The organism is Ligilactobacillus hohenheimensis, assembly GCF_947381805.1.
Classification (GTDB): Bacteria; Bacillota; Bacilli; order Lactobacillales; family Lactobacillaceae; genus Ligilactobacillus; species Ligilactobacillus hohenheimensis.
The window spans coordinates 132,452-144,917 of record NZ_CANCXC010000003.1 but is presented as its reverse complement, the minus strand read 5'-3'; the positions used below and the strand labels follow the sequence as shown (position 1 = coordinate 144,917).

The window sequence follows — 12,466 nt, the reverse complement described above, 5'->3', positions numbered from 1 at the left end:
CGTAAATTGTATGCTGGTTACTTGTCTGCGTTTGACCACTTGTTGTAGTCGTCATCACTCATGGCTTCAACCTGGCCGAGGCGGTATCCGTTCCCGACCTGGGAGAAGAAGTCGTGGTTTGACGTGGTGGTTGAAATCCCGTTTAGGACGGTTGGTTCAACGTCATCGGCGGTGTCCGGGAAGATCGGATCCATCCCGAGGTTCATCAGCGCCTTATTAGCGTTGTAGCGCACAAACGTCAGCACCTGGTCCGTCCAGCCGACTTCATCGTACAGGAGCTTCGTGTACTTTTCTTCGTTGTCGTAAAGCTGGTATAAGAAGTCGTACAGCCAGTCCTTCACGGCGTCCTGTTCGTTTTGGCTCCGTTCCTTTAATCCAAGCTGGAACTTGTAGCCGATGTACGTGCCGTGGACTGATTCGTCCCGTAAGATCAACTTAATGATTTCAGCCGTGTTAGCGAGCTGATTATGGCCGAGGTAGTACAGCGGGGTGTAGAACCCGGAGTAAAAGAGGCACGTTTCAAGGAAAACGTTGGCGACCTTCTGCTTAAGCGGGTCAGCGGACGTGTCCTTGTAAATGTCGGCAATCCAGTTGGCCTTGTTTTGAAGGTATTCTTCCGAATCACTCCACTCAAAGATTTCACTGATTTCCTCCGGCGTGTTCAACGTCGAGAAAATGGTGGAGTAACTCTTAGCGTGAACGGATTCCATGAACTGGATGTTGTTTAGGACGGCCGTTTCGTGCTGTGTCCGGACGTGCCGTCTGAGGGAGGCCATTCCGTCCTGGGACTGAACCGTATCTAACAGGGTCAATCCACCGAAAACGTGGCCGACCAGGTACTTGTGCTTGTCGTCGAGTTTCCGCCAATCCGGAAGATCGTTAGAAACCGGCACCCGGGTATCAAGCCAGAACTGTTCGGTAAGTTTTTCCCAGGTTGCCTTATCAATTTCATCGTCAATCTGGTTCCAATTAATTGATTTGTAGCTTTTATCTGCCATAGTGAATAACCCCTCCGCTTAATTAATTGTTTTCAACGAGTGTGGTGTAAATGCGCGCAACGTCATCAGTTGTTCCCCGTAATTCGTAGTCATCAAGGAACGGGGCGTTAAACTGTTCCGCGTACCGCCGTGCAGTGAGGCAGTACTGCTGGTTAAAGTTCCGGTTTCCCGAACCAATGACGCCACGGCAATGAGTGGCATTATCATTATACCCAATGTATTCGCCAAGGGAATTAGTCATTAGTTCCTTAACCCCGTTATCAATCCCGTTCCCGCCGTCCAGATACGTCGGAACAAAAACGAAGTAATCGGCGGTTTCATCCGCAAACGGCGTTATGTCGCTGATTTCCTTGGCATTAATTAGCGGTGCCTGGTCGTCCTTAGCGTGTTGCTGTTCGGCGTAGTCCGTTAGTTTTTGAATGAACGTGCGCGTGTTTCCCTCAACGGAAATAAACAAAATATTAATCATCCTCACAACCTCCCCGGTAAGTTGGTGTTTATTGTGCACTATTCCGTATCGAACCACAATATATTGTGGTTAACGCTTGTTAGCTTACAAGATATTCCGTTCACATGCAAGGGGGACCGCTTGATTTAGGCCCCCGTTCTCCGGTTATTTTGCTTTGTTTTATTAATTTTTGTGCATATTATTATAATATTCATTTGCTTTATGCAGAAAAGGTGGCAATAATAGGAGCCAAGTTAATTATTTGTGCATACATAATAAATTTTGGTGGCGGTGAAATAACATGCGGAAACAACAAAAAATTGGAATCTGGGGAATTGTTCTGATGGTAGCAGCGGCAATTTACGGAATGGGGAACACGGCCATTGCCTACTACCAGATGGGGTATGCGGCGATTATGTGGTATGTCTTAGCTGCATTATTCTTCTTCCTTCCCAGTGCATTAATGTTTGCGGAGTACGGGTCGGTCCTGAAGGATGCCCGGGGAGGGATTTATTCGTGGCTGGAGTTTGCGATTGGTGAGCGGGGAGCGTTTATCGGAACGTTCATTTGGTTGGCATCGTGGATTATCTGGCTTCTTTCCAATACGTCAGTAAACTTCGTTAATTTATCCGAAACGTTCTGGGGGCAGGACATGACCACCACGTGGCACCTGGGAGAGCTCTCCTCAACGGCAACGCTTGGTATTTTGGGAAGCCTGTTTATTTTAGCCGTCACCTTCTGCGTTACACGGGGATTTGATAAGATTGCCAAGATCTCGACGATTAGCGGCATTTTTGTTTTTGCCCTAACGGGGTTTGTTTTAGTAGGGAGTGTTCTGGTACTTTTCTTCCATCACGGGCACCTTGCACAGCCGTTAACGGCCAAGGCGCTGGTTATTTCACCAAATAAGAACTTTATGTCGCCCCTTGCGATCCTGTCATTCTTTGTGTATGCGGTCTTTGCGTACGGCGGAATGGAAACGATGGGTGGAATCTCAGATAACGTGCGGGATGCCCAGCGGAATTTTCCGCGGGGAATCATGCTGGCAGCCGTGCTGATGTTTGGTGCCTACGCGTTATTGATCTTTTGTTGGGGAATTAGCGCAAACTGGCACCACGTTCTCGGAGGGCGGGGCGTCACGTTAGGAAACGTTGGCTATGTCCTGGTCAGCAATTTGGGATACACGCTCGCCTACAGCTTACACGTTTCCCCGGCGAACGCCCTCATCTTCAGCCGGTGGCTTGTCCGGGCGATGGGGGCAGTCCAGCTCCTTGCGTTTACGGCATCGTTTTTCGTGCTAGTTTATTCGCCGCTGAAGTCGTTTATTATTGGGTCACCCCAAAAGTTTTGGCCGCAACGGTTAACCAAGTTAAACGCTGCGGGGATGCCCGCAAACGCAATGTGGCTTCAGGCAGGAATTATTGTGGTCGTTTTGCTTGTGATTTCCTTTGGGGGAACGACAATGCAGGACTTCTACACGATCTTAGTGGACATGATGAACGTTTCATCGTCCGTGCCGTACCTCTTTTTGATCGGGGCGTTTCCCTTCTTTAAGCGGCGGCTTGCATCCCTTGATGCGCACCAGAATTTAGGGCGGCCCTTTACAGCGTTTACTAATTCAACCCAGACAACACTGACCGTAACGGTGGCGTGGCTCCTGGTCTTCTTTGGGGTTATTTTTTCGGTTATTCAACCCCTCTTTAGCCACGACGTAAAGACGTTCTTCTGGACGGCAATCGGGCCGGTCGCGTTTGCGGTGATTGCGATTATCATGTACCACTACACCAACGCGCATGAGGCGCACCTCCTTAATGCGGAGTTGCGGATGCAAGAAGAGGATGAAAACGACTAGATAATTTTATCGGTGTGTTCAACGGCAGCCACCGCTGCAAAGATAGAAGCCGAAATGCGAACAAGTGTTTGCTAAAATGGACCGGGGACGCAGTATAAAGCGTCACAATTATTCTCTAAAATAAGGGCATAACCTCTTAAACAAGCTACTAATTATTTCCCAGGTTGGTGGCGCCTGAAAGCAAAGTTCTCCTGACCGTTAGCCGTGGTTAGCGGTTCTCCTTTTTCATGTATATATTCGTTTTCAGGTTGAGAATAAATTTAAGTAATCCATTGAATTTTTCTCCATTGACTGGGAAGGTGAGGCGTACTTTTTCTATCCCAATAACAGCTTAAACGCGTTAAGTTGTACGTTTTTCACCCAAACGGGCCGTTTTCATTACGAGAACGGCCCGTTTTTTGTATGGGAATCAGTAAAAAACATGAAAGTGTAATAAAAGAACGGGGAAGATGCGCTAGAATATAGGGAGAAGAAAAGTTACGAGGAGCCACTTTATACTGGGTTATTCGGAAACGGTAGGGGGAGTCCCCTTAGCTGGATCTGGTAGTAATCACTTTAAGGATGGATTTAAACAGAATGAAACGAATTTTTACACGGGAATTTTGGAAGTTGCCTGACTTTTGGCATAACCGGCAGTTACGACTGATTGCGGTTCTTTTGACGCTAATCGTGGTGCTGTGTGCCGGGATGGCCTGCTGGGCGAACTGGATTGTCGGCATAGTTGTGCTTGTCTTGGGAAGCGGAATGCTCGGAACGGTGTACGCTGTTCTGCGCCAGATTACCCGCGACACTAATAACTACATTGCGAACCTGTCGCACCGGATTGATCAGGGCGAGCAGGAAGCGCTGATTCGGATGCCAATCGGGGTACTGTTTTACAACAACGATAATGTTGTTGAATGGCTAAACCCGTACATGCAGCAGTACTTCGGGAAGGAAGATGTTTTGGGCAAGCCGCTGGGTGAAAGTGCCCCCCAGTTGATGCAGCTGATTACGAAGTACCAGGATGATAAGAAACCGGTTGAGGTGACCTGGCAGGGAAACACCTTCCGGATGATGATCCAACAGGAAATCAACGCGGTTTACCTGATGGATATTACGCATTATGCCGAAATCCAGCAGGAATACGATGATTCACGGGTTGTCATCGGGCAAATCTTCCTGGATAACTACGATGAAGTGACGGAGTCGATGTCGGATAAGCGGGTTTCAAACCTAAGTAACTTCATCACCAATGAGTTGTCAGACTGGGCGCGCCAGTTTGGGCTGTTTTTAAAGCGAATTGATGAGGACCACTTCTTTTTAGTGGGGTATGCCAAAATGTTAGCGGCGCTTGAAAAGGACAAGTTCCAGATTCTTGACTTAATCCGTGAACGGACGGCGAAAACAAACTTCCCGGTCACCCTTAGTATGGGAATTGCGTTTGGCAGTGCGGACCTGGCTTCCTTATCCGGGCAGGCCCAACGGAACCTGGACCTTGCCCTTGGCCGGGGGGGTGACCAGGTTGTTGTTCGGGGTGAAACCGGTGACGCCCGGTTCTACGGGGGAAAGACAAACCCGATGGAAAAGCGGACCAGGGTGCGGGCACGGATGATTTCCCAGGCACTCCAGGAATTAATTTCTCAGTCGAGCCAGGTTCTTGTGATGGGACACCAGCAACCTGATATGGATGCGCTGGGGGCCAGCCTTGGGATTCGGCGGATTGCCGCGATGAACGGTAAGGAATGTAAGGTGGTTGTAAATCCTGAAAAGGTGCACACGGACGTTGAACGCCTGCTTGCCGAAACGGCAAAGTACCCCGAATTAGATCAGGTAATCGTTACCCCCAAGGAAGCCCTGGCAATGGCGACGGATGATACGCTACTAATCATGGTCGACCATTCCCGGCCGTCAATTGCGATTAGTCCGGAACTGTACGAGCGGTTGAAGGCGCGGGTAGTGGTAATCGACCACCACCGGCGGAGTGAGGAGTTTCCTGAGAACCCGCAGCTGGTTTACATTGAACCGTATGCTAGTTCCACGTGTGAGCTGGTAACGGAAATGTTTGAGTACCAGTCGCGGGATAGTGAACCAATTGATCGCCTAGAAGCAACGGCGATGTTAGCCGGAATTGTGGTGGACACGCAGTCGTTTGCTAACCATACCGGGACGCGGACGTTTGATGCGGCTAGTTTTCTGCGGTCAGCCGGGGCGGATGCCCAGATGGTCCGGCACTTCATGCGGGAAAGCATGCATAACTTTATGCAGCGGAACCACCTGATTGACCGGGCTGAATTTATTGATGATAATGTAATTGTGACGGGTGAAGAGGACCGCCAGTATGATCCGGTAACCGCCGCCCAGGCAGCGGACGCCCTCCTTGATGTGAGCGGCGTTGAAGCTTCGTTTGTGATTACCCGGCGGGACAAGGATACCGTGGGAGTTTCCGCCCGGAGTATTGGGAAAACAAACGTGCAGCTGGTAATGGAAAAGTTTGGTGGTGGTGGGCACCTCGCCAACGCCGCCGCCCAGCTGACGGACGTGACGATTGCCGATACGAAGCAACGGTTATTAGCGATTTTGAATGGGACTGCTGATGAAGAAGAACCGGCAGAAGAAGATGAGCAAGCAAACGACGATTGGGAGTGACGGGAATGAAGGTTATTTTTACTCAGGATGTTCGTGGCAAGGGAAAACGTGGCGAAGTAAAGGAACTCCCCGACGGTTACGCTAACTTTCTAATCAAGAACAACAAGGCGAAGTTGGCGAGTGCGCAGGCGATGAGCCAGCTGCGGGGCCAGCAGCGCGCCGAAGCTAAAAAGGAAGCGGCTGAACTGGCAGAAGCCAAGGAGTTAAAGGCCAAACTTGAGTCGGGAGACTATGTCGTTGAGATGCGCGCGAAGGCGGGGACGGACGGGCGGCTTTTTGGGTCAATTACGACCAAGCAGATTGCCCAGGAATTAACGAAGCAGTATGGGCTGCACGTTGACAAGCGGAAGATGAAGTTGGCGGCACCAATCCGCTCGATGGGTTACGTGAACGTTCCGGCGAAGTTGCATAACGATGTCACGGCGACGATTCGCGTGCATATTGCGGAGAAGTAGAAATACAAACGGAGAAAACGGGCGTGGTGGAAACAATCCCCGAACGCAGCACGGGAGGTGCGGACGGGGCGGTCTTTCGCTTAGCTCGTTTGTTTTGCACGGGAGGAGCTAACCCCCCTTTATCAATCAGTTAACGGGGAATTAACCAATGGATAATAGTGAAATTTTAGGAAACGTCCCGCCCCAGGACCTAGAAGCAGAACAGGCAGTTTTGGGGTCGGTACTAATTAGTGGGGCTGCAAGCGATACGTTGGCGGCCGCCCATGAATTCGTCGAGCCAGACGACTTTTATCACAAGGCCAACCAGCTGATTTTCAAGGCAATGTTAGCGGTTGACGATAACGGTGATGAAATTGACATGGTCACTCTCCAAGCGGAGTTAAGTGGGAACAATGAGCTGGACGACATTGGTGGCCTTGATTATTTGGCAGAACTGGTTGATGCCAGTCCATCGGCCGCAAACGTGGCGTACTACGCACAGTTAGTGCGGAACAGCGCAATCCGGCGGCGGCTAATCACCGTGGCAAACGGGATGATTGCGGACGCCCAGCGGAACGATGACGTTACGGGCCTTTTAGATAACGCTGAGCAGGCCATTATGAACGTTGCGGATGAACGTTCCGGCGAAGGTTTTCGGCGCGTACGGGACGTTATTTCCGCCGAATTAGACCATATCAGTAAGTTATCAGAAGACAACGAAGAAATTACGGGCTTACCGACCGGATACCGGGAGTTTGACCTTAAAACTTCAGGGCTGCAACCGGATAACCTGGTTATTTTGGCTGCCCGACCGGCCGTCGGGAAAACGGCGTTAGCCCTGAACATCGCTCAGAACGTTGCCGTTAGTGATCAAAGTAAAACGGTGGCAATTTTTTCCCTGGAAATGAGCGCTGAATCGCTGGTCAGCCGGATGTTGTGTGCTGAGGGAACGATTAGGGCGGATAACCTCCGGAGTGGGAACCTGTCCGCCGATGAATGGGAGAGCCTGATGATGGCGGCCAGTGCCCTGAGCGGTGCATCGATTTACATTGACGATACGCCGGGAATTAAAATGAGTGAAATCAGGGCAAAATCCCGCCGGCTTGCCAAGGAGCAGGGCGGGCTGGATCTGATCGTGGTTGATTACCTCCAACTGATTGAAGGATCGACCAAGGAGAGCCGGCAGCAGGAAGTGTCGGAAATTTCCCGGCAGCTTAAAAAGCTTGCTAAGGAACTTAACGTCCCGATTATCGCCCTGTCCCAGTTATCCCGGGGGGTTGAACAGCGACAGGATAAACGGCCGGTGCTGTCCGATATTCGGGAATCCGGATCAATTGAACAGGATGCTGATATTGTTACCTTCCTGTACCGGGAGGATTACTATGAGCGGGACAACGGTGATGATGAGGAGAACCAGCAGCAGGAGCAGGCCAACGACCCGAATGATTCAGACGCTGGTGAAGTGGAATTAATTATTGAGAAAAACCGGGCGGGATCCCGGGGGACGGTTCGCTTGATGTTTATGAAGGCGTACAACAAGTTTGCGAACCTTGCATATCAGGATGAACCGTAGGCTGTGCCTTGTTTTTCAGCAAAAATGCCGGTAAAATGCAACTATTGATTAATTTATGATAAGGGATGATGTCATGGGATTTGAAATCAAAAATAAAACCAAGCAGTACGTGGTTGAACTGCACGCCCATCGACATCAGGTGCTTCTTCGCAAAAATGATCGGGATAACAATCGTTAATAAGGAGAAGTGACCACTAATGAAAAAACAGAATAATAGTAAGCAGGGCGAACGACTCGGCGTAATTGGGCTCAGTGCCATTGTTTTGAGCGCCATGCTTGGCGGGGGAATCTTTGATTTACCTAAAAACATGGCCGCGTGTGCTGGCCCGCTCGGAACCATCTTGGCGTGGGCCATTGCCGGGATTGGAATGTGGTTTGTAACGTCAATGTTTCTTAAGCTGACGGAACTGAAACCGAACCTGACGACCGGACTGTACAAGTATGGCGAAGCGGGGTTCGGTAAGTTTACTGGCTTCTTTGTGTCGTGGGGTTACTGGGTGTGCGAGAGTTTCTCCAACGTTGCCTACGCCATCTTACTGATGAGTACGCTTAACTACTTTTTCCCGGGGGACTTCCCCGGGGGAAATAACTGGGCGGCAGTGATTGGCGGCAGTATTGTCCTTTGGGGAATGTCGCTAATTATCCTATTCGGTGTTCGGCAGGCAAGTTGGGTGAACCTGGTAGGAACGATTGTCCGGTTAGCGGCGGTCGCCATCTTTATTATTGCGGTTGCGGCGCAGTTCCGCTGGATTCGGTTTAGTACAAACTTCACGGCAACGCGGTCGTTTACGGCGGCCATGCCCGCAATGGGTCACCTGGGAAAACAGGTTATCCTGGCCCTCCCGGCAACGCTGTGGGCGTTCGGCGGGATTGAAGGGGCCGTTGTGTTATCTGACCGGGCAAAGTCTCAGCGGGCTGTTCGGCAAGCGACGGCCATTGGCTTTTTCGGGTGTTTGGCACTCTACATGCTAGTTTCCTTATTACCAATGGGAATGAAACCGTACGGCGTAATCGCTAAGGTCGGGTCGCCGTCAACGGCGGGGCTGTTGACAATGGCACTGCACAGTCCTGCTGGCCGGGTGATTATGGCTGGTGGGTTGCTGGTTTCCGTCTTTTCATGCTGGTTAACGTGGACGATGATGTTGATGGAAATGCCGTATGCCGCCGCTAAGGACGGGGCTTTTCCGCGAATCTTTGCCCGGGAAAGCAAAAACCACGTTCCGGTAATTTCACTCCTCGCGGCAACGGTTTTAATGCAGGTGGTCCTCCTGGTCGCCCACTTTGCTAACAATGCATTCCAGTTAGCATATACCGTTGTGGCAACGATGACGGTTCCGCCGTACATGATTAGCGCCCTTTACCTGGTGAAATTAGCGTTGCGGGCGGATAATTACCCGGGAAATAAGGGGCGGATTGGTGCGTTAATTACCGGAATCCTGGCCGTGCTTTATACCGTGATGATGGGGTTGGTATCCGGTGTGAAGTACGTGATGATTGCCTTTGTCGTATACGCGCTGGGAATTCCGCTGTTCATCAAGGCCCGACACGAGCAGGCTCCCGGTGAGCCGGTCTTTACGCGGGGGGAACGGTGGTTTGCTGCGGCGATTATTATTATCGCGGTGGGCGCCGTGCTGGTATATTACTGTTAATTAAGTAACAATGAATAATATGTCCCCAAATCTTGGCTGGAAAGGGCTGAGGTTTGGGGATTTCTTTGAATTGGTGAGGGATAACCGGGCTGTTAAGGCAGTACTATTTACATAATGAAACGGATTTTCTTTTTTAAATTGTGAAAAATGGCACTTATTTTGGCAAATAACAACAATTTGTGAAAAAATGTGTTATATTGTGCTTGTGCTCTTATTTTACTAATACTCTTAAGGAGGAGTGACGATTATGGGACTTGAAAAGGTCAAGTATAAGGGATTTATTTTTCCAATTGTGATTGGGTTAATTATCTGGTTCACGGCACCGATCCGGCCAGCGGGTGTGTCGGTCGTTGCCTGGCACATGTTAGCACTATTTATTGCCACGATTGTGGGTTGTATCACGCAGCCGATTTCAATTGCGGGAGTTACCCTAATTGGATTTACGCTGATGATTTTCACTGGCCTTGTTCCAATGAAACCAGCCCTGGCAGCCTTCAGTAACTCAGCGGCATGGTTAATTGCCATGGCCTTCCTGATTTCGCGGGGTTTCATTAAGACCGGGCTTGGACGGCGGATTGCCCTGAACTTCATTAAGTGGTTCGGGAAACGGTCGCTGGGGTTAGGATACGCCGTTGCTGGGGTCGACCTGGTAACGTCGGTTGCAACGCCAAGTAACACGGCCCGGGCTGGTGGGATCGTGTACCCAATCGTTGCTTCCCTTGCTGATACGTTTGATTCCCAGCCAGATAACGGGGAATCAGCCCGGAAGATTGGGTCATACCTGGTATTTACAGAATTCCACATTAACCTGATTACAAGTGCAATGTTCATGACGGCGATGGCGCCAAACCTGGTTGTTGTAGCCCTTGCCAAGCAGCTGGGTGTTCACATTACCTGGTTTGGCTGGTTTGCTGCCGGCGTTTTACCAGGAGTAATCTGCCTGTTGCTGGTTCCGTTCTTGATTTACAAGATTTTCCCGCCAAAGGTTAAGGAAACACCGAACGCCAAGGAATGGGCGCAGGATAAGCTGGCCGAAATGGGGCCAATGAAGACATCCGAAAAGATTATGGGAATTGTCTTTATTCTGACGCTAGTTCTGTGGATGGTTTCAAGCTTTATTGGAATTGAAGCTTACGCCGTTGGGTTCTTAGCCATTGTCCTACTGCTTGTTACGGGTGTTTTGAGCGTAAAGGACCTGTTAAACGAAACGGGTGCCTGGAACGTTTTGATTTGGTTATCAATCCTGGTCTTCATGGCGGCCCAGCTGACCAAGATGGGCTTCATTCCGTGGATGGTTAAGGCCTTTGGGGGCATGCTACACGGAATTAACTGGATTGTTGTGTTGGCAGCCCTGATGCTTTTCTACTTCTACAGCCATTACCTGTTTGCGAGTGCCACTGCCCATTCAACGGCAATGTACGGGGCCCTCTTAGGGGTGGCGCTGGCAGCGCACGTGCCGACGATGTTAGCGGCAATGATGCTGGCCTTCATTACGGCGCTGATGAGTTCAACCACGCACTACGCTAACGGCCCGGCTTCTATTCTGGCAACGTCGGGATACGTTAAGCAGTCAACGTGGTGGAAGCTGAACGTTGTAATGGGAATTGTTTACCTGCTAATCTTTGGGTTGGTTGGTCCACTGTGGATGAAACTGATCGGAATGTGGTAATTAACATTTGAATGGAGAAAACTAAGAGGTTGGGGAGGTTGTCCCCAACCTTTTTTGGTGGATAACGCTTGCTTATGTGAGATAATCTATCATATAATCGGGAGGTAGTTGATTACTGTAAGCAATAATTCAGTGAGGTAAGCAATGAACTCTTCAGGAAAAAACGTTGTAAAGGGAATCTTCTGGGCCGCCCTTGCGTCCGCAATGTGGGGGATTTCAGGAACGGTTCTCCAGTTAATTTCACACAACTTAAAGGTGCCGGAAGCTTGGCTTTTATCGGCCCGGACGCTTAGCTCAGGAGTCCTTCTCTTAGTAATTAGTGCGCTGGTTTATCGGCGTAAAATCTTTGATGTTTTCCGGTCATGGCGGTCAGTAATGTGGCTGGTGGCATACGCCGTTCTTGGGCTAATGGCCAACCTGTACACATTTTACTTGGCAATTCAAACGGGAAATTCACCGGCGGCCACGATTTTGCAGTACCTTGCTCCCCTCTTTATTGTGGTTGGGGGGCTTTTCATCGGCAACCGGCCGTTAAAGACGGACATCATTGCGTTTATCCTTGCCCTTGTTGGGGTCATTCTTGCGCTTACGAAGGGAAATCTGGGACAGCTGTCCATTTCAGTAACGTCCCTGATGTGGGGGCTTGGCTCAGGGTTAACGGCGGCGTTTTACGTTGCCCTTCCCCGGCCGCTGGTTAAGGATGGGAACCCGCCAATTGTAATTCTTGGATGGGGAACCATGATTGCCGGGATCCTTTTCAACCTGTACCATCCGTTTTGGGTTCAGGTGCCGCACCTGAGTTTGGCGGTAGTTGGGTCAATTGCGACGACCGTAATCGCTGGGACGATTTTGCCGTTTAGCCTGCTGCTGTACGCGGCGAAGTTTGCTAGTTCCGATGTTATTAGCATTATGGATGCTGTCCAACCAACCGTGACATCAATTCTGTGTTTCCTGTTTTTAGGGGTTAAACTAAGCTTGATTGAAGTTGGCGGCATGGTGCTTGTTGTGATTGGAATTTACGTGTTGCAGCGTGGCCGGCGGCAGTATGAGGAAAAGCAGTTGCAGCAGGACGCGTTTGATGATTAGTGAAGGTGCGGGGCCGCCGCGCTACAGTATCACCGCATGTAACATAATATTTTAGAAACGTGGAGGTTGTGACGTAAGTTGCGACCTCCTTGTTATCTGGACGGTCTTTTTTTGCGAAATAGAATCGTT

At 50.2% G+C, this 12,466-nt stretch carries 9 protein-coding genes; 7 read left to right on the top strand and 2 right to left on the bottom strand.

The annotated features are described in order from the left end of the window. Window positions 1-17: 17 nt before the first annotated feature. A complete protein-coding gene (gene nrdF / locus QOR60_RS05395) occupies window positions 18-998 on the bottom strand; it encodes a class 1b ribonucleoside-diphosphate reductase subunit beta (RefSeq protein ID WP_283582344.1) in 981 nt (326 codons plus the stop codon). Window positions 999-1,020: 22 nt separating this feature from the next. Then, window positions 1,021-1,473 (bottom strand): class Ib ribonucleoside-diphosphate reductase assembly flavoprotein NrdI, encoded by a 453-nt coding sequence (gene nrdI / locus QOR60_RS05390; RefSeq protein WP_283582343.1) that lies wholly within the window; start codon window positions 1,471-1,473, stop codon window positions 1,021-1,023. A 274-nt stretch (window positions 1,474-1,747) separates the two neighbouring features. Here nrdI and yjeM point away from each other — a divergent pair, with 274 nt between their 5' ends. The 7 genes from yjeM to QOR60_RS05355 all read left to right on the top strand — a co-directional run bounded on the left by yjeM (window position 1,748) and on the right by QOR60_RS05355 (window position 12,337). Further along, a complete protein-coding gene (gene yjeM, locus QOR60_RS05385; protein ID WP_283582342.1) occupies window positions 1,748-3,298 on the top strand; it encodes a glutamate/gamma-aminobutyrate family transporter YjeM in 1,551 nt (516 codons plus the stop codon). A 576-nt stretch (window positions 3,299-3,874) separates the two neighbouring features. Then, complete coding sequence (locus QOR60_RS05380) at window positions 3,875-5,926, top strand: DHH family phosphoesterase (RefSeq protein ID WP_283582341.1); 2,052 nt, start codon at window positions 3,875-3,877, stop codon at window positions 5,924-5,926. Between the two features lie 5 nt (window positions 5,927-5,931). Further along, a complete protein-coding gene (gene rplI / locus QOR60_RS05375) occupies window positions 5,932-6,381 on the top strand; it encodes a 50S ribosomal protein L9 (RefSeq protein ID WP_283582340.1) in 450 nt (149 codons plus the stop codon). Between the two features lie 148 nt (window positions 6,382-6,529). Then, window positions 6,530-7,933 carry a replicative DNA helicase gene (dnaB, locus tag QOR60_RS05370; protein WP_283582339.1) on the top strand — a complete coding sequence of 468 codons (1,404 nt, stop codon included), beginning with the start codon at window positions 6,530-6,532 and terminating at the stop codon, window positions 7,931-7,933. 197 nt (window positions 7,934-8,130) lie between these two features. Next, entirely contained in the window at window positions 8,131-9,582 is a 1,452-nt protein-coding gene (locus QOR60_RS05365) for a basic amino acid/polyamine antiporter (protein ID WP_283582338.1), read from the top strand. Window positions 9,583-9,829: 247 nt separating this feature from the next. Continuing rightward, a complete protein-coding gene (locus tag QOR60_RS05360; protein WP_283582337.1) occupies window positions 9,830-11,251 on the top strand; it encodes a DASS family sodium-coupled anion symporter in 1,422 nt (473 codons plus the stop codon). 144 nt (window positions 11,252-11,395) lie between these two features. Further along, entirely contained in the window at window positions 11,396-12,337 is a 942-nt protein-coding gene (locus QOR60_RS05355) for a DMT family transporter (RefSeq protein WP_283582336.1), read from the top strand. The last annotated feature ends 129 nt before the right edge of the window (window positions 12,338-12,466 follow it).

Bases quoted from the DNA above. Each gene is read 5' to 3' on its own strand.
- nrdF (WP_283582344.1), bottom strand. From the start codon at position 998: ATGGCAGATAAAAGCTACAAATCAATTAATTGGAACCAGATTGACGAT.
- yjeM (WP_283582342.1), top strand. From the start codon at position 1,748: ATGCGGAAACAACAAAAAATTGGAATCTGGGGAATTGTTCTGATGGTA.
- QOR60_RS05380 (WP_283582341.1), top strand. From the start codon at position 3,875: ATGAAACGAATTTTTACACGGGAATTTTGGAAGTTGCCTGACTTTTGG.
- rplI (WP_283582340.1), top strand. From the start codon at position 5,932: ATGAAGGTTATTTTTACTCAGGATGTTCGTGGCAAGGGAAAACGTGGC.
- dnaB (WP_283582339.1), top strand. From the start codon at position 6,530: ATGGATAATAGTGAAATTTTAGGAAACGTCCCGCCCCAGGACCTAGAA.
- QOR60_RS05365 (WP_283582338.1), top strand. From the start codon at position 8,131: ATGAAAAAACAGAATAATAGTAAGCAGGGCGAACGACTCGGCGTAATT.
- QOR60_RS05360 (WP_283582337.1), top strand. From the start codon at position 9,830: ATGGGACTTGAAAAGGTCAAGTATAAGGGATTTATTTTTCCAATTGTG.
- QOR60_RS05355 (WP_283582336.1), top strand. From the start codon at position 11,396: ATGAACTCTTCAGGAAAAAACGTTGTAAAGGGAATCTTCTGGGCCGCC.